At 71.6% G+C, this 21,826-nt stretch carries 19 protein-coding genes; 11 read left to right on the top strand and 8 right to left on the bottom strand.

Going from position 1 to position 21,826, the window contains the following annotated elements:
- Nucleotides 1–151: 151 nt before the first annotated feature.
- On the top strand, nucleotides 152–2,170 hold the full coding sequence (gene speA, locus LXT23_RS27595) for a biosynthetic arginine decarboxylase (protein ID WP_253983306.1): 2,019 nt from the start codon (nucleotides 152–154) through the stop codon (nucleotides 2,168–2,170).
- Nucleotides 2,171–2,288: 118 nt separating this feature from the next.
- Here the strand turns inward: speA and LXT23_RS27600 are convergent, their stop codons facing one another.
- The 4 genes from LXT23_RS27600 to LXT23_RS27615 form a co-directional block, all read right to left on the bottom strand.
- Nucleotides 2,289–2,816 carry a hypothetical protein gene (locus tag LXT23_RS27600; protein WP_253983307.1) on the bottom strand — a complete coding sequence of 176 codons (528 nt, stop codon included), beginning with the start codon at nucleotides 2,814–2,816 and terminating at the stop codon, nucleotides 2,289–2,291.
- A gap of 201 nt (nucleotides 2,817–3,017) precedes the next feature.
- Complete coding sequence (locus LXT23_RS27605) at nucleotides 3,018–3,452, bottom strand: OsmC family protein (RefSeq protein WP_253983308.1); 435 nt, start codon at nucleotides 3,450–3,452, stop codon at nucleotides 3,018–3,020.
- A 40-nt stretch (nucleotides 3,453–3,492) separates the two neighbouring features.
- A complete protein-coding gene (locus LXT23_RS27610) occupies nucleotides 3,493–4,716 on the bottom strand; it encodes a deoxyhypusine synthase family protein (RefSeq protein WP_253983309.1) in 1,224 nt (407 codons plus the stop codon).
- Nucleotides 4,717–4,773: 57 nt separating this feature from the next.
- The gene (locus LXT23_RS27615; protein WP_253983310.1) at nucleotides 4,774–5,088 is read right to left on the bottom strand and encodes a hypothetical protein; all 315 of its coding nucleotides are present in this window, start codon (nucleotides 5,086–5,088) and stop codon (nucleotides 4,774–4,776) included.
- A gap of 114 nt (nucleotides 5,089–5,202) precedes the next feature.
- On the opposite strand from LXT23_RS27615, the gene LXT23_RS27620 reads away from it, so the two are divergent.
- From LXT23_RS27620 to LXT23_RS27640, 5 genes are all read left to right on the top strand, one after another.
- Nucleotides 5,203–6,021: a PHP domain-containing protein gene (locus LXT23_RS27620; protein WP_253983311.1), complete on the top strand. Its 819-nt coding sequence runs from the start codon at nucleotides 5,203–5,205 to the stop codon at nucleotides 6,019–6,021.
- Nucleotides 6,022–6,070: 49 nt separating this feature from the next.
- Nucleotides 6,071–9,181 (top strand): tetratricopeptide repeat protein, encoded by a 3,111-nt coding sequence (locus LXT23_RS27625; RefSeq protein WP_253983312.1) that lies wholly within the window; start codon nucleotides 6,071–6,073, stop codon nucleotides 9,179–9,181.
- Complete coding sequence (locus tag LXT23_RS27630; protein WP_253983313.1) at nucleotides 9,178–10,083, top strand: sigma-70 family RNA polymerase sigma factor; 906 nt, start codon at nucleotides 9,178–9,180, stop codon at nucleotides 10,081–10,083. The genes LXT23_RS27625 and LXT23_RS27630 overlap by 4 nt, the downstream gene beginning before the upstream one ends.
- Before the next feature lie 174 nt (nucleotides 10,084–10,257).
- Nucleotides 10,258–11,283, top strand: coding sequence for an SPFH domain-containing protein (locus tag LXT23_RS27635; RefSeq protein WP_253983314.1), 1,026 nt, complete (start codon nucleotides 10,258–10,260; stop codon nucleotides 11,281–11,283).
- On the top strand, nucleotides 11,276–12,190 hold the full coding sequence (locus tag LXT23_RS27640; protein WP_253983315.1) for an SPFH domain-containing protein: 915 nt from the start codon (nucleotides 11,276–11,278) through the stop codon (nucleotides 12,188–12,190). The genes LXT23_RS27635 and LXT23_RS27640 overlap by 8 nt, the downstream gene beginning before the upstream one ends.
- A 182-nt stretch (nucleotides 12,191–12,372) precedes the next feature.
- On the opposite strand, the gene LXT23_RS27645 is transcribed toward LXT23_RS27640, so the two are convergent.
- A complete protein-coding gene (locus tag LXT23_RS27645) occupies nucleotides 12,373–13,773 on the bottom strand; it encodes a pyridoxal phosphate-dependent decarboxylase family protein (protein ID WP_253983316.1) in 1,401 nt (466 codons plus the stop codon).
- 313 nt (nucleotides 13,774–14,086) lie between these two features.
- On the opposite strand from LXT23_RS27645, the gene LXT23_RS27650 reads away from it, so the two are divergent.
- Nucleotides 14,087–14,311 carry an amphi-Trp domain-containing protein gene (locus LXT23_RS27650; protein ID WP_253983317.1) on the top strand — a complete coding sequence of 75 codons (225 nt, stop codon included), beginning with the start codon at nucleotides 14,087–14,089 and terminating at the stop codon, nucleotides 14,309–14,311.
- A 15-nt stretch (nucleotides 14,312–14,326) separates the two neighbouring features.
- Here LXT23_RS27650 and LXT23_RS27655 read toward each other — a convergent pair whose 3' ends face one another.
- Entirely contained in the window at nucleotides 14,327–15,892 is a 1,566-nt protein-coding gene (locus tag LXT23_RS27655) for a methyl-accepting chemotaxis protein (RefSeq protein WP_253983318.1), read from the bottom strand.
- Nucleotides 15,893–16,150: 258 nt separating this feature from the next.
- Between LXT23_RS27655 and LXT23_RS27660 the strand changes: the two genes are divergently transcribed.
- Nucleotides 16,151–16,522 (top strand): NADH-quinone oxidoreductase subunit A, encoded by a 372-nt coding sequence (locus LXT23_RS27660; protein WP_253983319.1) that lies wholly within the window; start codon nucleotides 16,151–16,153, stop codon nucleotides 16,520–16,522.
- A gap of 6 nt (nucleotides 16,523–16,528) precedes the next feature.
- Complete coding sequence (locus LXT23_RS27665) at nucleotides 16,529–17,092, top strand: NADH-quinone oxidoreductase subunit B (protein WP_253983320.1); 564 nt, start codon at nucleotides 16,529–16,531, stop codon at nucleotides 17,090–17,092.
- A 94-nt stretch (nucleotides 17,093–17,186) separates the two neighbouring features.
- Here the strand turns inward: LXT23_RS27665 and LXT23_RS27670 are convergent, their stop codons facing one another.
- Together LXT23_RS27670 and LXT23_RS27675 are read right to left on the bottom strand one after the other, a co-directional pair.
- Entirely contained in the window at nucleotides 17,187–17,663 is a 477-nt protein-coding gene (locus LXT23_RS27670; RefSeq protein WP_253983321.1) for a PaaI family thioesterase, read from the bottom strand.
- Nucleotides 17,545–19,689, bottom strand: a complete 2,145-nt coding sequence (locus LXT23_RS27675; protein WP_253983322.1) for a sulfatase-like hydrolase/transferase — start codon at nucleotides 19,687–19,689, stop codon at nucleotides 17,545–17,547. Before LXT23_RS27675 ends, LXT23_RS27670 begins: the two co-directional genes overlap by 119 nt.
- Before the next feature lie 140 nt (nucleotides 19,690–19,829).
- Here LXT23_RS27675 and LXT23_RS27680 point away from each other — a divergent pair, with 140 nt between their 5' ends.
- Together LXT23_RS27680 and LXT23_RS27685 are read left to right on the top strand one after the other, a co-directional pair.
- Complete coding sequence (locus LXT23_RS27680; protein WP_253983323.1) at nucleotides 19,830–21,122, top strand: adenylate/guanylate cyclase domain-containing protein; 1,293 nt, start codon at nucleotides 19,830–19,832, stop codon at nucleotides 21,120–21,122.
- A 181-nt stretch (nucleotides 21,123–21,303) separates the two neighbouring features.
- Complete coding sequence (locus tag LXT23_RS27685) at nucleotides 21,304–21,822, top strand: NADH-quinone oxidoreductase subunit C (protein ID WP_253983633.1); 519 nt, start codon at nucleotides 21,304–21,306, stop codon at nucleotides 21,820–21,822.
- The last annotated feature ends 4 nt before the right edge of the window (nucleotides 21,823–21,826 follow it).

The raw sequence follows: 21,826 nt of genomic DNA on the forward strand, positions 1-21,826 counted from the left end.
CGGGACTACAGGCACCGGCCTGTCACCCAACCCGCCTGCCTGCCCCTCTGGCAGGCGGCTGTTGAATACCGGGGGGGTTTCCTATAGTTCCCGCGCCCTTCCGTTGTTCACGGGAGTCACCCCCCCTTTCCCAGGGAGCTTCGAGACGCCGATGCCCGCAAACGCACCTCCACACCGCTGGACCCTCGCCGACGCCCAGGAGCTCTACGGAATCCGCAACTGGGGCAACCCCTACTTCGGCGTGAACGAAAAGGGCCACGTGTGCATCCACCCGGATGGCCCCCAGGCTCCGAGCATGGATCTCAAGGAGCTGGTGGACGAGGTCCGCCGCCGCGGCATCGGCCTGCCGCTGCTGCTGCGCTTCACGGACGTGCTCCGCCACCGCGTGGTGCACCTCAACGAGGCGTTCCGCAAGGCCATGGCCGACCAGGGCTTCAAGGGCGGCTACCGGGGCGTGTACCCCATCAAGGTCAACCAGCACCGCTACGTGGTGGAGACGCTCATCGAGGCGGGCAAGCAGTACAGCTACGGCCTCGAGGCGGGCAGCAAGCCGGAGCTGCTGGCGGTGATGGCGCTGCTGGAGAACGAGGACGCGCTCGTCATCTGCAACGGCTACAAGGACGAGGAGTACATCGAGACGGCGCTCTTCTACTCGCGCCTGGGCCGCAACGTCATCCTGGTGGTGGAGAAGCCCAGCGAGCTGCCGCTCATCGCGGAGGTCGCGCGCCGCACGGGCATCACCCCGCGGCTGGGCATGCGCGTGAAGCTGTCCACCCGGGGCGCCGGCAAGTGGGAGGCCAGCGGCGGAGACCGCTCCAAGTTCGGCCTGTCCTCGTCGGAGCTGATGAGCTGCATCGGCTTCATGAAGGACACGGGCCTGCTGGGCTCCTTCGAGCTCTTGCACTTCCACCTGGGCAGCCAGATCTCCAACATCCGCAACGTGAAGAACGCGCTGCGTGAGGTGGGCTGCTTCTACGTGGAGGTGGCCCGCCAGGGCGCGCCCCTGAAGTACCTGGACGTGGGCGGCGGCCTGGGCGTGGACTACGACGGCTCCCAGACGAACTTCGCCTCCTCCATGAACTACACCACGGAGGAGTACGCCAACGACGTGGTGTTCGGCGTCATGGAGGCGTGTGACCGCGCGGGCGTGCCGCACCCCACCCTGGTGTCCGAGTCCGGCCGCGCGGTGGTGGCGCACCACGCGGTGCTCATCGTCGACGTGCTGGGCACCAGCGAGTTCGACCCGGCCACGGTGCCGGAGAAGGTGGACGAGAAGGCGCCCTCGGTGGTGCGCAACCTCTGGAACACCTTCCGCGAGGTGACGAACAAGAACCTGCTGGAGGCGTGGCACGACGTGCAGGACGCCAAGGAGGAGAGCCTCACCCTCTTCTCGCTGGGCCACCTGTCGCTGGAGCAGCGCGTGGCGGCCGAGAACATCTACTGGGCCGCCTGCCACAAGATCATGCGCATCGCGAAGGAGGCGGGCGAGATTCCGGAGGAGCTGGAGTCGCTGGAGAAGGCGCTCAGCGACACCTACTTCTGCAACTTCTCCGTGTTCCAGTCGCTGCCGGACTCGTGGGCCATCGACCAGCTGTTCCCGATGATGCCCATCCACCGGCTGGCGGAGAAGCCGACGCGCCGCGCGACGCTGGCGGACATCACCTGCGACTCGGACGGGAAGATCGAGCACTTCATCGACAAGCGCGAGGTGAAGGACGCGCTGGAGCTGCACGCGCTCAACGATGACGACTACTACCTGGGCATCTTCCTGGTGGGCGCGTACCAGGAGATCCTCGGCGACCTGCACAACCTGTTCGGCGATACCAACGCCGTGCAGGTGTCGCTGGCGCCCAACGGCGGCTACCTCATCGACAACGTGGTGGCCGGCGACACGGTGACGGAAGTGCTCAACTACGTCAGCTACAACAAGGACGACCTGGTGGCGAAGCTGCGCAAGTTCACCGAGACGGCGCTGCGTCAGGGCCGAATCTCGCTGGACGAGTCGCGCAACCTGCTGCGCATGTACGAGGACGGCCTGTCCGGCTACACGTACCTGGAGCGCGAGGTGGACGCGAGCTTCGCCAGCAACGCCAACCAGCTGCGCCTGGTGCCGCAGCCGGACGCCGCCGCCACCGGCCCCCGCCCCACCCTGCCCCCCGCCGGCACGTGAGGCCGTAGCGCCCCCCTCCGGCCACGTCCGGAGCCCAGGGCACCCGAAGCCCCCTGACGCTCCACGCGGCAGGGGGCTTTGCCGTTTCCGGGCCCTGGAGGACGCCCGGAGAGCGGCGCTAGAGGCTGGAGATGGCGGGCTCGCCGGAGCCGAACTGCACGGGCTCGTCGGCGAAGGCCACGTCCGAGGCGCGGCCGCGCAGGTGCTGGAGTGCCTGCTGCTGGGCCTCGCCCCGGGCGATGAGGGCCTCGAAGTCGAAGCCGGCCAGGCGGGTGTCCCTCGCCGACAGCCGCGCCAGGGTGCGCCACAGGGACAGCCGGCCCTCGGTGGCCACGCACAGGCCCTCCAGCTCCACCAGCCGGCTCAGCGGCGAGTAGCGCAGCAGGGAGCCGTTGAGCTTGAGCCGGCCGAGCTTCTCGCCCACCCACGACATGCGCGTCTTGAGCGGGTCTCGCTTCACCTCCAGCGTCTTCATGACCGCTTCCAGGATGGACTGGTCATGCTTCAGCTCGGGGATGAACGCCGCCAGGTAGCGGCCCACCGGGTTGCTCCGGTTCTCCGTCTCCGTGCGCACCGCCAGCTCGATGCCCGCCACCGAGCCCGCCAGATGGTCGTTGAGGTAGATGCCCAGCCGCTTGACGTCCATGCCGCTCCCTCCTCGTACCGAGTCAGGGTGGCCACGCTGGCGGGGGCACGCACTCCCTGCCTGCCTCTCCGGTCAGCAGCCAGGCAGGCACGGAACAGGGGCCGGGCGGTTCAGCATGCGCTGCCGAGCGGCGCACGTCCCCACGCCGGGTGGTGCCCGTGAGGCCACCCGGCGTCTTCCCGCTTGTGCAAGCCCGGCGATTCAGTCCGGGTAGCTGAACGTCAGCGGCAGCTTCACGTCCGGGTGGAGGCTGCGGGCCACCGGGCAGTGGCGGCCCGCCTCTTCCACCCGGGCGCGCTGCTCGGCGCTGAGCCCCGCCGGCATCTGCAGCTCCAGCACCAGCTCGCCAATGCGGCGCGGAGGCGGCGTCATCCGCTTCTCCACCCGGCCGCGCACCTCGCCCAGGGCGATGCCCTCGCGCGAGGCGAACAGGTGCATCGTCGTCACCGCGCAGGACAGCAGCGCCGCGCCCACCAGGTCCGTGGGCGAGAAGCTGCCTCCGGTGCCACCGTTGTCGCGCGGCGCCTCCGTGACGGCCACCGAGCTGGACGGGCCGTGGGTGAGCTGCGTCTTGAACTGGGGCTGGCTGACCACGGTCATCACCACACCCGTGGCGGGGGTCTGCGGCTGGCTCATGTCGGCGCTCCTCGGTGGCACTGCGGGGTCCTGGGCGGCTTCAGCGCACGAAGGTCTCGTGCTTCTTGACGTCGTCCTCGGTGGAGGGCTCCGCGTCCTCCACGCTCCAGTCCAGCGTCTTCATCAGCGACTTGCTGCGCTTGCGCACGTCCGCGTCCAGGAAGGCGACGGCGTCCGCCATCCGGTCCATCAGCCGCATCGGCTTGCGCTTGTTCTTCGGCTCGCTGAGCAGCGCGTGCGTCAGCCAGGGGAACACCGCCGTCACGTCGGTGTGCACGTAGACGGAGCCGGTCTCCACCGCCTCCACCGACACCTTGCCCCACGTGTGGCCCTCACCGGCCGGGCAGCTCGACAGCGCGCCGTTGTCCACCGGGTCCACGCAGAACTGCACGTCGATGTCGAAGCCCGTCGTCGGGACGTTGAGGATCTGGTCCAGCAGCGGCTCGCCCTGCAGCGTGTAGTTCTTCGGCACGCCGCCGCCCAGAATCCAGATGGCCAGCCGCTTGCTGCCGTTGTGCCGGCAGAAGTGCTGCATGGCCGCCATGGAGTAGACGTCGTCGTTGATGTCGAGCTCGAACTTGAACGCGTCCCCCAGCAGCCGCTTGAGCTTCACGACGTTGAGGAAGATGGAGCCGTCCTGCACCGCGCCCACCCAGATGGGCACCGCGTGCTTGTACGCCGTGGCCAGCAGCGACGGCTGCTTCACCCCGAGCTTCTTCTCGATCTGGTAGATGGCCTTGCCGAGCAGGTAGTGGAACTCCGGCGTGGTCATCTTCTTCTGGAACTCGGGGCCGCGGATGATGGCGGAGAAGAGGCGGTCGGTGTCGAGCAGCGCCTCCTCCCAGAAGCCCAGGTCGTAGATGCGGATGATGCGCGCCAGCCGGTACTGGAGGTCGCCCGCGTTGGGGTTCACCTCGCGGATGGCGTGGCCGATGATGCGGTGGGCGTCGTGGTAGAGGTTGGCGCCCGTCGTCGTAATCGCGGAGATGACGCCCTTCTCGATGAGGGGAATCAGGCAGCTCTGGTGGAGCCCCGCGGGCGTCATCGCGCCGGACAGCGTCAGGAAGACGGAGGCGTCCTGCTCCATCGACTTGGACATCAGCTCGAAGGCCGTGCGCTCCTGGCGGCCCACGTAGGCGCTGAAGGCGTGCGCGAGCAGCTCCGCCGGCTTCTCCTTGCCGGTGATGGGGCGGGGGTCCGCCTTGCGCGCCCCGGAGTACGCGGCGCGAAGGGACTTCTTCGGGTTCGAGGAGGTCTTGGCCATGGCGCGGCGACATAGCACCGCCGGCCGGACAAAGGGAGCGCCGCCTGTGCCCCGGCGCTACTTGTCGCGCTTCTTGCCGCCCCCGCCGCCGCCGTTGCCGTCGTCCCCGGCGGCGGCCGGTGCGTCCTCGGGCCCGGCCTCGGCCTCGGGCAGGCCCAGGACCCTGTCCCTCACCTCCTCCGCGGACAGGGCGGCTGTGTCGGACACCACACAGGACACGTACGCCAGCTCCGCCAGGGCCCGCCGGGCCCGCTCACGGACGGCCGGGTCATCCGAGCCCAGCTCTTCCGAGGCGGCGGAGACGTAGCTGCTGGCCAGTGACTCGAAGAGGTACACCCGGTTTTCGATGGTCGAATCGTTCTTCTTTCCCATGGGGCGGCCAGTGTAGGCACGGGCCCCTGCGGCGGCAGGCCCAACGTCTTAAGTTGGTGTGAAACCGAACCAGGTCGCGTAAGTGCGACACTCACCGCTCGCCGGGAGCCCGTCTTGATTGACCTGCACTCACACACCACCGCCAGTGACGGGCAGTACCCTCCGTCGGAGCTGCTGGCGCGCGCGGCGGCGGCCGGGGTGACGGTGCTGGCGGTGACGGACCACGACACCGTGGCGGGGCTGGCGGAGGCGGCGGAGGCGGCGCGCGCGCACGGGGTGGAGCTGGTGCCGGGCATCGAGCTGTCCGCCTTCATCCACCGGCGGGAGGTGCACATCCTGGGGCACTTCCTGAAGCCGGACGACGAGGACATCGCCCGCTTCTCCGAGCGCCTGCGGGACGAGCGAGAGCAGCGGATGGAGCGGATGCTCGAGCGGATGCGGCAGCTCGGCTACCCGGTGCGGATGGAGCACGTCCGGGCAGTGGCGGGCAACGCGCAGCTGGGCCGGCCCCACCTGGCGCGGGTGCTGGTGGAGCGCGGCTGGGCGGTGGACGTGAAGGAGGCCTTCGACCGCTTCCTGGGGACGCGGGGAGCGGCCTGGGTGGACCGCTACAAGCTGGACGGCGCGGAGGCCATCCGCCTCATCCGCCGGGCCGGCGGCACCGCCACCCTCGCCCACCCGGGCTCGTCGCGGATGGAGCGGCCGGAGATTCGCGCGCTGGCCAAGGCGGGCCTGGCCGGACTGGAGGTGCTCCACTCGGACCACAACCCGAGCGTGCGGCACAAGTACCTCGCCCTGGCCGCGGAGCTGGACCTGGTGCCCACCTCCGGCAGCGACTTTCACGGAGAGGCCGTGTCCCCGGACCACAAGCTGGGCGCCGCCGCCATGCCCCCGGACCTGTTCGCGAAGCTCAAGGCCCGCGCCGCCGCCTGAAAGCCGGGGAGGAGAGGAATTCTCGTTTTTTGATACGCTCCTGCCGCCCATGGAGTGTCCGAGCGAGACGACACTGAGCGAGTTCCTCGAAGGGCTGCTGCCCGAGGAGCGCCGCGTACGCGTTCTGGCCCACGTGGAGGGGTGCGAGCGCTGCCAGGAGAGCGTGGCGTTGGGGGCCAGCTCCACCGAGGGCGCCGCCGCGGCCCCCTGGGACGGCCCGCTGCTGGCCCAGGGCGCGAAGCTGTCCCGCTACGTGGTGCTGGAGCGCATCGGCCAGGGGGCCATGGGCGAGGTGTACGCGGCCTATGACCCGGAGCTGGACCGGCAGGTGGCCCTCAAGCTGCTGCGGCCGGAGGGCCGCCACGTGGAGGAGCTGCGGCTGCGGCTGCTGCGCGAGGCCCAGGCCCTGGCGCGGCTGGCCCACCCCCACGTCGTCACGGTGCACGACGTGGGCATGGCGGGGGACTGCGTCTTCCTGGCGCTGGAGCTGGTGGAGGGCACCACGCTGTCGGACTGGCTGAAGGCGCCGCGCACCGCGCGCGAGGTGCTGCGCGTCTTCCGCGATGCCGGCCGGGGGCTGGCGGCCGCCCACGCCGCGGGCCTGGTGCACCGCGACTTCAAGCCCGCCAACGTCCTCGTCGGCCAGGACGACCGGGTGCGGGTGACGGACTTCGGCCTGGCCCGCCCCTCCAACCGCCGGCCCGTGGACGGGCGCCTGCCCCAGACGCCGGCCCCCGAGGAGCGGACGCCCGCGCCCCTGACGCGCACGGGCGCCCTGGTGGGCACGCCGGCCTATATGGCGCCGGAGCAGCTCCAGGGCCACGGCGTGGACGCGCTGTCGGACCAGTTCAGCTTCTGCGTCGCCCTCTATGAAGCGCTCCACGGGGTGCGCCCCTTCGAGGGGCGGAACCTGGAGGAGCTGGGCCGCGCGGCGCGCGAGGGCCGGGTGCGGGCGCCGGTGCGCGAGGCGAAGGTGCCCGCGCGGGTGCGGCGGGCGGTGCTGCGCGGGCTGCGCGCCAAGCCGGAGGAGCGCTTCCCGTCCATGGACGCGCTGCTGGCGGAGCTCGTCCCGCGCGCCTGGAACATCCGCACCTGGGTGGCCACCTCCGCGGCGGCGGCCAGTCTGCTCGGGCTGACGGTGGGCTACGTGGTGGCGCAGCGGCACGAGGCGCGCTGCGAGCAGGACGCGGAGAAGCTCACCACCGTGTGGAACCCCGAGCGGCGCGAGCGGCTGCACGCGGCCTTCCTCGCCAGCGGCAGGGCCGACGCCGCCTCCACGTGGGAGGCCGTCTCCAGCGTGCTGGAGTCCCAGGCGTCCGCGTGGCGCACGCTGCGGCTCGACTCCTGCCTGGCCGACGAGGACGCCGCCAGCACCTCGTGGCAGACGATGGCCTGCCTCGACGCGCGGCTGTGGCACCTGGCCGCCGTCACCGACGTGCTGGAGAAGTCGGACGCGCAGACGGTGCGGGACGCCCCGCAGCTCGTCGCCTCGCTGGAGGGCATCTCCGGGTGCCGGGACGCGCCCGCGCTCACCACCCGGCCCCAGCCGCCCGACGCCCTGCGCCCGCGCGTGGACGCCGCCCGGCGCCGGCTGGCCGAGGCCCGCGCCCGCATGGACCTGGGCAGCCACTCGGCGGCCATCGAGGTGACCACCGCCCTGCTCGGGGAGCTGAAGGGCCTGGACTACCGGCCGCTGGAGGCCGAGGTCCTCACCCTGCACGGCCACCTGCACGGCCTCACCGGCAAGCTGAAGGAGGCGGAGGAGTTCCTCTACAAGGCCCTTTGGGCCGCCGAGGCCAGCCGGGACGACGAGACGGTGGCGCGCGTGTGGAACCTGCTGCTGTGGGTGGTGGGGGACCAGATGGCGCGGATGGACGAGGCGGACCGGCTCGTCCAGCACGCCCGCGCCGCCGTGGAGCGGCTGGGACGCGAGCGCTTCCCGGCCATCGCCATCGACCTGCACCTGCGCATGGGCGGGCTGCGCCTGGTGCAGGGGCAGCTGGACGAAGCCGAGGCCGAGTACAACCAGGGGCTCGCGCTGTCGCGCAAGGCCCTGGGCCCCGAGCGCCAGCGCACCACGTACTTCCTCTCCGGCCTGGGCCGTGTCCGCTCGCGCCAGCTGCGCGCGGCGGAGGCGCTGGAGCTGTACCAGCAGGTCCAGGAGCACGCGCTGCGTGAGCGCCAGTGGAGCCCCGAGCACCCCGTCGTCGCGCTCAACCTCAACAACATCGCCACCGAGCTGCTGGCGCTGGGGCGCACGGAGGAGGCGCTCGCCACCTTCCGGCGCTCGCTGGCGCTGCTGGAGGCCGCGCGCTCCAAGGACCACCCCAGCCTCGCGCCCCCGCTCAACAACCTCGCCGGGCTGCTGCGCCGCGAGGGCCGGCTGGACGAGGCGCGGCAGCTGTACCAGCGCGCCTTCACCATCTTCGAGCGCAGCAAGGGCCCCGACCACCCCAGCACCCTCGTCGCGCTCAGCGGGCTGGGGATGGTGGCCTATGACTCGAACCAGCTCGACGAGGCGCTCGCCCACAACCAGCAGGCGCTGGAGCGGCTGGAGCGGACCCTGGGGCCGGACACCCCGCGCGCGGAGAATGCGCTGCGCAACCTGGCCCTCATCCTCCTGCGGGCCGGCCGCCCCGCCGAGGCCCGGCGGCACCTGACGCGCGCGCTGGGCCAGCTCCAGAAGGCGAACGGCCCGGACTCCGTGACGACCACCGGCGTGGTCCGCGACCTCGCCCGCGTGGACCTGGCCACGGGCGCGCACCGGGCGGCGCTGGCGCACTGCCAGCGCAGCCTGAAGCTCGACGAGCAGACGCAGGGCGCGGAGAGCCCGGACGTCGCGCTGGACCTCGCCTGCCTCGCGGAGGCCCACCTGGGCCTGGGCGCCGTGGAGCGGGCCGTGCCCCTGCTGGAGCGCGCGCGGCGCATCCACGAGAAGTCCTGGCTGGACCGGAAGGACTCGGCCCGCATCTCCTTCCTGCTGGCGCGGGCGCTGTGGGAGCGGCGTGCCCCCGCCGAGCGGACGCGCGCCCTGGCGCTCGCGAAGGAGGCCCGGGACTGGCTGGAGCCCCAGGGCATCCGCACCCGTCAGGAGCTGCGCGAGGTGATGGCCTGGCAGCAGACCCGGCAGCCTCCCGCCATGAGCAAGGCCAGCCGATGACGCCCACCGAGGCCCCGCTCACCGCGCTGCTGCTGGCGCACGCGCCCCCGGAGCGGCACGACGCGCTCCGCGCGCTGCCCGCGATGGAGTCCCTGCTGGAGGCGCACCTCGCGAGGGGCCGGGAGGAGTGGCCGGCGGTGACGCTCGCGCCCGGGGACTTCGTGCGCCACCTGGCCCGCCACCTCCCCACGGAGGGCCGCCTCGAGGACGCGCTCCAGCAGCTGCGCGGGGCCGACCTGTACCTGGCCTGCGCGTGCGCGGCGGGCGAGCCCCAGGCCCTGGAGCTGTTCGAGCGGCACATCCTCCAGAAGGTCGCCGCCCGGCTGGGCCAGCTCCCGCGAAGCGCCGTGGACGAGGTGCTCCAGGTGGCGCGCCAGCGGCTGCTGCTGGGCGTGGCGGGCTCGACGCCGAAGATTGCCGAGTTCTCCGGTCGGGGCTCGCTGAGCGGCTGGGTGCGCATCGTCGCCTCGCGCATCGCCGGGGAGCTGCTCAGCGGGGATGGCCGCCAGCAGCGTCTCTCCGAGCCGCCCCAGGCGCTGGAGCGCATGCTGTCCGGCGACAACCCCGAGCGGAACCTGCTCCAGGCCCACTCGCGCCAGGTGGTCACCGAGTCACTCCAGGCCGCGCTGGCGGAGCTGTCCGAGCGCGAGCGCGCCCTGCTGCGCCTGCACCACGTGCTGGGGCTCACCATGGACCGCATCGCGACGATGTATGGCGAGCCCCGCTCCAGCGTGGCGCGCCATGTGGTCCAGGCCCGTGAGCGATTGCTGAAGCTCACCCACCGCGAGCTGGCCACCCGGCTGAAGCTGGATGGACAGGAATTGCAGAGCCTGCTCGGGCTGGTGCGGAGTCAATTGGACCTCAGCCTCCACCGACTGATGGACTCGCCGGCTTCATCCTGACGCAATTGCCTTCCGCCCCTCTTTGCGGCGGAGGACTCGGGCATCGGCTGCGCCGCGGGCACGGGCGCGCCGCTGGGGCTGGGTTGGGGCGCGCTGCTGCTGCTCGGCTGCCTGTCCCGTCGACGGGGGGCGCGGCGCGGCTGAAGCGGGCCAGGGCTGCTAGGCTCGGAGCCCATGGACCCCACAGACCCCACCCTGGACACGTTCGCCCAGGAGCTGTTCAACGGCATGCTCCTGGGCGCGCTCGCCTACGTCTTCCTGCGGTATGTGCTCGGCGGCCTCTTCACCGTCGACCAGAACGTGCGCGCCGTGAAGGTGCGCTTCGGCCGCGCCGAGCGCCTCTCCGGCAACCCCACCAACAAGGAAGGCCCCCTGTCCGAGGGGCTCGCGCGCACCGACGAGGAGCGCTACGTCTACCCGCAGCTGCGCGTCATCTCCTCCGGCGGCCCCTACTTCAAGCTGCCCTGGGAGAAGGTGCGGAAGATCTCCGTCGCCACGCAGACGCTCAACATGGCGTACGACCCGGACTCGCCCGAGGCGAACCAGGGCGGCACCATGGTCGAGGCCGTCACCAAGGACCAGCTCAACACGGGCCTCATCGGGCAGATCCGCTACCGCGTCTCGGAGAAGAACCTCTACGCGTACCTCTTCGGCGTGAAGAACCCCGTCGCACACGTGATGGGCTTCTTCATCTCCATCCTCCGCCAGCGCATCGCCAACTTCGAGGCGCCCGCCGCCGCCCGCGACAGCGACAGCCTGGAGGCCAGCGTCGTGTCGGGCGTGTCCATCAACGACTTGCGGAAGAACCTGAGGGACCTCAACGAGCACATGGACCACGAGTGCCGTGGCAGCGAGGCGCGCTACGGCGTGGTGCTGGAAGCGTCACTCATCACCGGCATCGACCCGCCGGCCGAGGTGGAGAGCGCCCTGGCCGCCATCAACACGGCGCACAACCACGTCTCCAGCGACATCAGCCTGGCGCAGGCCTCCGCGGACCAGAAGATCGTCCAGAGCCGCCGCGCGGTGGAAATCGAGACGCTCAAGGCGCAGGCCGAGGTGGAGCCGCTGGTGGCCCTGTCCACGGAGCTGGCGCTGCTCAAGCGCAGCGGCCCTGGAGCGCTCCAGGCCTACCTGCGCAACATCCGCCTGGGGCTGTACCAGAAGGCCCAGGCCGTGGTGATGGGGGTGAAGCATGGGTAGCACCATCGTCGGCTTCATCCTCGGCCTCGTCATGATGGCCATCGGCGTGCCCGTCTTCTTCGCGCTCCTGCGCCTGTTCGGCTTCTACGCCGTCGTGGAGGAGCGCACCTGCCGGGTGTACGTGCTCTTCGGCTCGGTGGTGTGCACGCTGGACGAGCCGGGGCTCCACTTCCTGTGGCCGAAGCTCGGCCCCAAGGCGCTCATCGTGAACCTGGTGGGCCGCTGCCAGGTGGTGGACCTGAGGCTGGACCAGCAGTACCTGCGCAGCCAGGCGGTGAACTCCGAGGAGGGCGCGCCGATGGGCATCGGCATCTGGTACGAGATGTACATCTCGGACCCGCAGCGCTTCCTCTTCGAGAACGCGGACCCGCGGGGCAGCCTGGCCGCCAACGTGAGCAACGCCGCGGTGCGCTGCCTGTCCAACATGAAGCTGTCCGCCATGCTGGAGACGCGGCACGAGATGAGCCGCACCGTGCGCGCCGAGGTGAGCCCCCAGAGCCACGCGTGGGGCTACAAGCTGGGCAGCGTCTACGTGCGCAAGGTCCACTTCCGCGACGCGGTGATGATTCGCCAGATTGAGGAGAAGGTGGTCAACCGGCTGCGCCAGGTGACGAGCGCCATCCGCCAGGACGGCGCCAACCAGGTGAGCATCATCACCAGCACCGCCGAGCGGCAGAGCGCGGTGGAGTTCGCCCGCGCCGCGGCGCTGCGGCCCCAGATTGTCGGCACCGCGCTGCGCAAGATTGGCGAGGACCCCGAGGTGCTGGAGGCCACCTTCGAGCTGCTGGAGACGCAGCGGCTGCTGGAGAGCGGCGCGCAGCTCACGCTCATCCCCGATGGCCAGCGTGGCGAGCTGCTGTCGCAGTTGCTGGCGGCCCGCGCCACCAGCCACTCCAGCAAGGGCTGAGTGGCCCGGCGCCCGGCGGACCTGTTTCCGCCGGGTGCCTCAGCGCTTGCGCAGGATGGCCGAGTCTCCCGCGAGCCACAGCTCGGTGGCGGAGGCGGCCCATACGCGTGCAGCGCCGTTGTACCCGCGCACCTTCGCGCACCGGAGCCGTACCGCGGCTCGGGGCGCTCCCGCGTCTCGACTCAGGCCAGCTCTGCCGCCGCGGCAAGGACTTCGGCCACCACCGTGTCCACGTCCTCGGGGGTGGTGCGGTGGTTGACGAAGCAGGCGCGCAGGGCGAAGCGCCCGTGAATCGTGGCGTTGGAGATGTAGACGCGGCCGCGCGCGTTGATTCGGGCGAGCAGCTTCGCGTTGAACGCGTCGCGCTCTGCCTCCGCGAGCGTGCCCACGTAGCGGAAGCACACCGCGCTCAGCGGCACGGGGGCGAGCAGCTCCAGCGCGGGCGTGGCGCGCACCGCGGCCTCCAGGCGCTTCGCGTTCTCCACGTCACGGCGGATGGCCTCCCGGAAGGCCTCGAGGCCGTGGTAGCGCACGGACAGCCACACCTTGAAGGCGCGGGCGCGGCGGGACAGCTCCATGGACTCGTCGAAGAAGGCGAAGCCCTCCACCGCGTCGGCGCTCATCGCGAGCACGTAGTCTCCGGAGAAGGAGAACGTCCTTCGCGCGGCGCCCGCGTCCCTGAACAGCAACACGCCGCAGTCCGCCGGCTGGTAGAGCCACTTGTGCGCGTCCATGGACAGGGAGTCCGCCAGCGACAGTCCCTCGAAGCGCTCTGGCAGGGCCATGGCAGCGAGCGCTCCGAAGGCGCCATCCACGTGCAGCCACAGGCCGTGCGCGCGGGCGATGCGGGCCACCTCGGGCAGCGGGTCCACCGAGCCGGTGTTGACGGTGCCGGCCGTGGCCACTACCGCCAGCGGGCGCCGGCCAGCGGTTACGTCCTCGGTGATGGCGTGCTCCAGCGCGTCGGGGCGCATCCGCCACTGCGCGTCGGTGGGAATCAGCCGCAGGTGCTTCCGGCCCAGCCCCAGCAGCGCCATCGCCTTGGGGATGGACATGTGGACCTCGGAGGACGCGTACACCACGCCCGAGGGAGAGCCCTCCTCGTTGGCCGGGGCGCGGGACTCGCGCGCCATGGCCAGCCCCATGAGGTTCGCCGCCGAGCCGCCGCCCGTGAAGCTCCCGGTGAAGCCCTCGCAGCCCACCGCACGCGCCAGGCTGCGCACCACCGCGCGCTCCATGCTCACCACCGTGGGCCCGGAGCGCCACGCGGTGACGTTCTGGTTGATGACGCTGGCCATGTAGTCGCCCAGCACGCCCACCGGCTCACCCGAGCCGAACACGTAGGCCAGGAAGCGCGCGTTGCCCGCGCGAGCCCCGTCCATCACCGGCTTCAAGGCCTCCAGCGCGGCGTCCTTCAGCCCCACCTCGGGCAGGCCGTCGGCGAACAGCGCCTCCGTGGCGCTGCCGGGAACACCGGGCGCCACCGGCCGCGAGTCGAGCTCCTGGAGCCACTGCTCCGCCAGCGACGAGATGCGGTCGGCGAGACGACGGAACTCCGTGGGCGACACGTCCAGAGCGCTCATGCGCGCGCACCATAGTTGTCGCCGCCCGACGGTGGAACGGACGTTCCATTCCGCACGCGGGCGTCGCGCCCGGCGCCTGCTCCCTCCAGGACTGGGCGGTCCACCCGGGGCGAGGCAGCGCACGAAGTGGAACGGACGTTCCATTCCACACGCGAGCGCCGCTCCGGCGCATGCCCCCTCCGAGAATGGGTGGCCCATCCGGGGCGAGGCAGCCCGCGAAGTGGAATGGACGTTCCATTCCGCACGCGGGCGTCGCGCCCGGGGCGCCTCCGCTGGCAGGATGGACGGCCCACCTGAGAGCAAGGAGCGAGCAATGGCGAAGCGTCCCGCGAGAGACCTGGAGAAGACCTACCCGCGCAAGGAGTTCGTCGCGAAGCTCCGGCGGCTGGCGGATGCCCTGGAGGCCGGCAAGGCCTTCAGCATCCAGATTGCCGGAGAGCGCCTGCACATCCCCGCCGATGCGCTCTTCAACATCGAGCACGAGCGCGAAGGCAACGTGGACGAGGTGGAGTTCCAGCTCCGGTGGAAGCGCGAGTAGGCGCGGCCGGAGGCCTCAGCTGCGCGTCGTCTTGAAGCGGCCGGTGACGGCGGTGAGCCCCTCGGCCACCGCCTGCAGGTCCTGGGCGATGCGGGTGGTGCGGCCGGTGGCGTCCACGCCCTGCTTCACCAGCTCCGCCACGTTGCGAGCGCCCTGCACGGCCTGCTCGCTGGACTGGCGCTGCTGCCGCGTGGCGATGGTGATTTGACGCGCCGCCTCGCTGGTGCCGCGCGCCAGCTCCACGATGCGCTGGAACACGGAGGAGGCCTGCTCGGCCACCTCCACGCCCCGGTCGCTGGTGGCCATGCCCACGCGCGCCTTGGACGCCGCCTCCTCGCCCGAGTCCTGCACCTTCTCGACGATGCGGGCGATGTCGCGCGCGGACGCGGACACGTTCTCCGCCAGCTTGCGCATCTCCGCCGCCACCAACGAGAAGCCGCGGCCCACCTCGCCCGCCTTGGTGCCCTCCAGCGCCGCGTTCAGCGCCAGCAGGTCCGAGCGCTCCGCCACCTGGTTGATGACCTGGGCAATCTTGGACACCTGCTGCAGGTCCTGGTTGAGGCCGACAATCGCGTCCGCCACGCCCTTGGACTCGGTGCGGATGTCGTTGATGCCGGCCACCACCTGCGCCACCACCGCCATGGCCTCGGCCACGGCCTCGTGGGTGCGCCGCGCGCTGGACTCCACCACCTCCGTGGAGCTGGAGATCTGCTCCGCCGTGCGGCTCAGCTCCTCGAACGTGGCGGCAATCTGCTGCGCGTACGCCGCCTGCTGGCTGATGACGTGCTCCTGGTCCGCGGACGCGACGAGCAGCCCGCGCGAAGCACCGCCCAGCTGGTCCGTGCGCGACACCAGCTCCATCACCGTGGTGCGCAGCGTGCCGAGCATCTGGTTGAAGGACTGCGCCATCAGGCGCACCTCACCCGTGGCGGACACGTCCAGCTCCGCGCGCGACATGTCCCCGCGCGACACGTCCTGGACCACCTCCGTCACCCGCGACACGGGCTCGACGATGGAGCGGCTGATGAACATCGCCAGCAGCAGGCCCACGCCCAGCGCCGCCGTCAGCGCCGCCAGCGCCATCCCATCCAGGTCCACCAGCGACGCCACCGCCTCCTCCACCCCGAAGCCCGCGACGTAGGTGTGGCCACCGCTGGCGCAGCGCACCCGCACCTCCCGCTCGGGCGCTCGCGACGTCTCACAGCCCTCCAGGGGCCGCGCGGGCCGCGCCCTCACGTCGTCGGGGATGGGCCCGCGGGCGTGCACCACGGCGCCCTCCGGGCCCAGCAGGCCCTGGTAGTGCACGGTGAAGCCCCGGCCCCCCTCGGCCCCGTTGGCGAGGTCCAGCTGGGACAGCACCCCGTCCGCGCGCGAGCGGGCCTCCGTGGTGCCGTCCACGGCGAGCACCGCGGGGTGCTGGGCCACGAGCGTTCCCACCACGCGCACCCGCTTCTCCAGGAGCCCCAGCGTGACCTCCCGCTGCCGCTCCGGGAAGTACAGGCCGCAGAAGAAGACCACCGCCAGGCAGGGCACGAGCACCGCGATGGCCACCTGCATCCGCAAGCTGAGCCGGCCCCACATGCCTGTCTTCTCCCGGGAAGTGCTGATCCACGCCGGCCGCGGCGCGCCCACCGACGGTAGGCGCCCCGTCGAGGAGCGTCAAACGTGTCCCCCGACGGGAGACCGCCCGGCCGGCCAGGCGCCGGCAGGCAGGCACGGTGGGCCTCATGGCGGCGCCACAAGCCCTGCTTTTCGCCGTCATCTCAAGGGGTTGGAGCGCTGCCCCGGGGGAGTTTCCCTTTGACATGGCGCGGCCGGTGTCATTAGGTTCCGCGCGCGATGACTCCCACTCCACTCTCGCCCTATCTGCCGCTGGCGGTCGTCCTGCTGCTGGCCGGCGGCATGGCGATGCTCATTCCCCAGATCACCACCCGCCTGGGGCCCCGGCGTCCGAGCGCCATCAAGTCCACCAGCTTCGAGGCCGGCTCCGAGTCGACCGGCCCGGCACGTCAGCGCTTCGCGGTGAAGTTCTACGTGGTGGCGCTGTTGTTCATCGTGTTCGACGTCGAAGCGGTGTTCCTGTACCCCTGGGCGGTGAACTTCCAGGCGCTCGGCTGGTTCGGGTACGTGGAGATGCTGGTTTTCGCGTCCACGCTCGTCGTCGGGCTTATCTACATCTGGAAGAAGGGCGCCCTGGACTGGGAGAGCTGAGACACCATGGCTGACGCTGACATTGCTCCTGTTTTGACGACCCGCCGCGACGAGGCCATGGGCTTCTTCCAGCGGATGGTGTCGAAGGGCCTGGGTTGGGCCCGCAAGTACTCGCTGTTCACCTATCCGTACGCCACCGCATGCTGCGGCATGGAGTACATGTCCGTGGCGGCGAGCCGTCACGACATCTCGCGCTTCGGCGCCGAGTTCCCCCGCTTCTCGCCCCGGCAGGCAGATCTGCTGATGGTGGTGGGCACCATCAACCTGAAGCAGGCGCCCATCCTCAAGCGCGTGTACGAGCAGATGGCCGAGCCCAAGTGGGTGGTGGCCTTCGGCGTGTGCGCGTCGTCGGGTGGCTTCTACGACAACTACGCGGTGCTCCAGGGCATCGACCGCATCATCCCCGTGGACGTCTACATCCCCGGCTGCCCGCCGCGTCCGGAGCAGGTGCTGGACGGCCTGATGCTGCTCCAGGACAAGATTGGCAACCAGGTGCACCGCATCGCGGACCGCGAGCAGCCCAACGCCACGGCCGCCCGGCACGACCTGCTGCTGTCCATGGGCAAGTAACGAGTCACGCGCCCCACGCGCGGTACCTCAGGGCCCCGCCCGCCTCCCCTCGTCAGAGCGGAGGCGCCGGGGCCCTGGCTTTTCCAGCCGCCGCCTACCAGCGGTGGTACGCGGGGTGGCCCGGCTTCACCGCGACGAAGGTGCCCCGGCAGGTGGCCGTCACCTTGCCGCCGGCGGTGAGCGTGCCCTCGATGATGGCGCGGTCGCCCTGGATTTCCACCGGCTTCGCCTCCAGGTGCACCGGCCCCGTCATGGGCGTGGGGCGCTTGAGGGAGATGGAGTAGTCGGCGGTGACGGTGCACGGCGGCGAGTCCGCGCCCTGCGCCTTCATCAGGTGGAAGGCGGCCGTCCAGTTGCAGTGGCAGTCCAGCAGCGCGCCGATGATGCCGCCGTTGAGGACGCCGGGAAACGCCTGGTGGTGCTCGGAGGGCGTCCAGTCCGCGACGACGAGGTCACCCTCCGCGCGGCTGCGGATGCGCAGGCCCTGCGGGTTGGCCGGACCGCAGCCGAAGCAGCTGTTGTGGGGTGCGTAGCGTTCCTGAAGGCTGGGACTGTCTGGGGTCGTCGACATGGCCCGCCACCTTACGCCAGCGGCCCTCCGCCGTGCGGCCCAGGACACCGTCCAGCCACGCCTCCAGCGCGTGGGCGTCCGCGCCTTCACAGTCGCCCTCGCAGGTACGCAACACACTGCCGTCCGCGCGGGGCCGGTCCACCCACCAGCGCCGCCCGTCGAAGGCGCCCTGGTCCTTCTCGCGAACAATCGCCGCGTGGGCCGCGTCGCCCAGCTCCACCACGCCGTCCGGGCGGATGCGGTACGCGTCGAAGGCGCGCGGCGCGCCGGGCCAGTGTCCCGGGTCGAACACCTCCGGCAGCACGTGGGTGAAGCCCGTCTCCGCGTAGAGCGCCAGCGGCTCCAGCGGCTCGCCGCGCAGCAGCGGCGCCAGCGAGACGCCGTCCACGTCCTTCAGCGCGGGCAGGCCGCTGAGCGCCAGCACCGTGGGGCCCACGTCCACCAGTCGCACCAGCGCGTCCACCTCGGACGGCCCCGTGCCCCGCCCGCGCGGCGGCTTCACCGCCAGCAGCACGCGGTTCTCCTCGTGCGACAGCCGGGCGCCGTGCACCGGCGTCGCGCCCGCCAGGTCCGGCCGGTCCGCGTGGAAGCTCTCGCCGTGGTCCGACAGCAGGACGATGAGCGCGTCATCATAGCGCCCGGTGCGCTTCAGGGCCTCCAGCACGTCTCCCACCTGCGCGTCCGCCTGGGCGAGCAGCTCGTCGTAGAGCGCCTCCGCGCCCTCGCGGCTCCACCCGCCCTTCGCGCCCGGCGACACGGGGGCGAAGTGCATGCGCAGCCGCCGCTCCAGCGGCTCGGAGGGCGGGACGAAGCGGCGGTAGAAGGGGTGGACGGGGTCGCCCGGGAAGTGGGCCGCGGTGGCGTGGAAGGCGAACAGCGTGGGGCCCTGGCGCGCCTCGTCCACCAGCCGCGACGCCAGCCGCCGCGAGTAGCCCATGGGGTCATGGATGCCGGCCAGCGCGCGGTTGTCGATGAACTCCGGCACCCACGCGGCGCCCAGGGCGTTGTCCGCGAAGACGCCCAGCGCGCGGTAGCGCAGCTTCTCCAGCAGGAAGTTCACCGCCCCGCGCGGCGGCTGCAGCCGGGTGTCGAAGCCGGAGGCCGGCCCCTCGGCGTGGAAGCGCGAGCAGTCCGTGGCGAACACCGTGCGCCAGCCCGCCTCGGAGAACGTCCGCGCGAAGGTGGGCTGGAGCTTCAGGCGCGAGTCGGCCGTCAGCGCGTAGCGCACGCCCGTCGTGTGCGGCCACCGCGCGGTGAGCAGCGAGCGCCACGCGGGCTCCGTCTGGGCAATGGGCGTGTACGCCTGGGTGAAGAGCGTCGCGTCCTCCAGGAAGCGCTCCACGTGGGGCGCGACATAGCCAGAGCCCCCCTGCGACTTCAGCCGGTCCGGCCGGAACGCGTCGATGCCGATGACCACCACCAGCGGCTGCCGTGCCTCGCCCGAGGGCAGCCGGCCCGCCCCCGCCGACAGCAGCGCCACCGCCCCGGCCACCGTCGCGCCCACGAGCAGCCGCCGCCGGGGCACCTCGGTGCGCCGCACCCACAGCACCCCATGGAGCAGCAGCCACGCCGCCGCCGCCGCGCGCGGGTGCCAGGGCTCGCCGTGCGCCACCAGCCAGGCCAGCAATGCCCGCACCGCCGGCAGGTCATCGAAGAGGGCCGGCCGGGCGATGGCGCGGTCCCACGCGAGGAAGCCCACCAGCACCAGCCCCTGAGCGAGCGTCAGCAGCGCGCCCCGCCACCCCGCCACGCGCCACACCCTCGCCAGCACGCCCGCCACCAGCGCGAGCACCGCGCCCGCCACCACGTACACCGCGGCGATGCGCAGCAGCAGCGCCGGCAGCACCGGACGCACCGCCGCCGCCAGCGCCGCGTACGGGCCGTCCACCGGGATGTCCATGCCCACCACGCCCGAGCGCAGCAGCAACCAGGACTCCGCCGCGAACAAACCCAGGCCCAGGCCCACCCCGGCCAGTACACGCAGGACATGGGGGCGCAGGGAGCGGGACGGGGAGGAGGCGACCATGCGCCCGCGTCTATACCCGATTGCAACAGTCCCGCCACGCTTGGAGCAGCAAGTTTCCGGAAAGGTGCCCGGGGGCGGGAGGCGGTGCAAGATGGGGTGTGGGAGAACCTACCCAGGGCACCGGGCGAGGGGGTGCGAGCGTGCGGTCCAGCCAGCCTGAGGGCAGCCAGGACTCGGTGAGCCGGGCCCTCGAGGCCGAGCGCCAGCGCAACGCACGGCAGATGGCATGGCTGCGGCTGGCGGCCGTCTCGGTGCTCTTCGGCGTGTCCGCGTACCTGGGCCGCTTCCGGGGCCTGGCGGACTGGGAGGTGTACCTCCAGGCGTTCGCCGGCTACTGGCTGTTCACCGCGGTGGCGGGCGTGGCGGTGGCCCTCTCTTCGAGGGCGGCGCGGTGGGCTGGACTGACGCTGGCCCTGGTGGACGTCCCGGCGGTGTACTGGCTCCAGCACCTGGCGATTCCGGTGTCGCCCTCACCCGGAGGCGTGGCGGGCTTCACGCTGGGCATCTACGCCGTGCTGGTGGTGCTGGCCGCGCTGTCGCTGCGGCGCTCGGTCATGCTCCTGGTGACGCTCATCGCCATCGCGGCGGAGGTGCGGCTCCAGCAGGAGGCCGGCATCGGCGTGGGTGCCCAGGTGGTGGCCGGGGTGGTGCTGGGGGTGGCCGCGGCCGGGGCGTGGCACCTGCTCAGCCGCATCCGCGCCCTGTCCGCCGCCGTCTCCGAGGAGGAGCTGAAGCGGGCCCGGCTGGGGCGCTACTTCTCCCCGTCGGTGGCCGAGCGCCTCCAGCGCCAGGCCTCCCCTGCCCCGGAGCTGCGCGAGGTGACGGTCCTCTTCGCGGACCTCCGGGACTTCACCGCCCTGAGCGAGCGGCTGGCGCCCGAGGAGGTCGTCAAGATCCTCAACGAGTACTACGGCCGCATGGTGGAGGTGGTGTTCCGCCACGGAGGAACGCTCGACAAGTTCATCGGGGACGCGCTCATGGTGTACTTCGGTGCACCGCTGGACGACCCGGACCATGCCGGCAGCGCGGTGCGGTGTGCGCTGGCCATGGTGGCCGAGCTGGAGTCCGTCAACGCCGAGCGCCTCGCCCGGGGAGACCCCAGCCTGCGGATGGGCGTGGGGGTCCACACCGGCCCCGTCGTCCTGGGCAACATCGGCTCCATCACCCGGCGCCTGGAGTACACCGCCATCGGCGACACGGTGAACCTGGCCAGTCGAATCGAGGGGTTGACCAAGAAGGCCGGCGTCCCGGTGCTCGTCTCCCAGGTCACCCGGGAGCGCGCCAAGGGCCACTTCTCCTGGGAAGCCGTCACCAGCGCCCAGGTGCCGGGCAAGAGCCAGCCGGTGGCCACCTTCGTCCCCTCTTCCAGCCCCCCGCCTGACTCGGGCCCGAGGCTCGCCTCCAGGGCGGGCGCAACCGGGGGGGCGGGATGATCCATTCCCCTCCCCCAGGTCCGGAAGGCCCCCCACGTCCGGCCGGGCGCAACGCCCGCTTCTGACGCGCCTAAGTAGCCTACATGGCTAAGGGTTTACGTTGACGCCCCCCTCCGGGGCTCCTTATAACGCCGCGGATTCTTCTCCCTCAGTCATTGGGGCCCCCTTGAGCACTTTCGCGTTGGACAGGGTCTCCGCCCAGCTCCCGGAGGCGGTGGCGGATCGCTACGTGGACCGGACCGGCGGCGCCTGGGCCGTGATTCATGCGGACTCTCTTCCGAAGGTCGCCGCGTTCCTGAAGAACGACCCGGAGCTGGAGTTCAAGCTGTTCGGCTCCATCGACGGCGTGGACCGCCTGCACCTGGCGGAGAACGACCCGCGCTTCGAGGTCGTCTACTTCCTCTACTCCATCAAGCGTCACGAGCACGTGCGCCTGAAGGTCCGCGTGAGCGAGAGCCAGCCGGTCATCCCCTCCCTGACGCCGCTGTTCCGGGGCGCTAATTGGTGGGAGCGGCTGACGTTCGACTTCTACGGCATCCGCTTCGACGGCCATCCAGACCTGCGTCGCATCCTCCTGTACGACGAGTTCCAGGGGCACCCGCTGCGCAAGGACTACGCGCTGCGTGACCGCCAGCCGCTCATCCCCGAGCGGCCCATCAAGGACATCTTCCGCGGCCCCGGCACCAGCGGGCTCTCCTGACCGC

It is taken from the genome of Pyxidicoccus xibeiensis, assembly GCF_024198175.1.
In the GTDB taxonomy this organism is placed as follows: Bacteria; Myxococcota; Myxococcia; order Myxococcales; family Myxococcaceae; genus Myxococcus; species Myxococcus xibeiensis.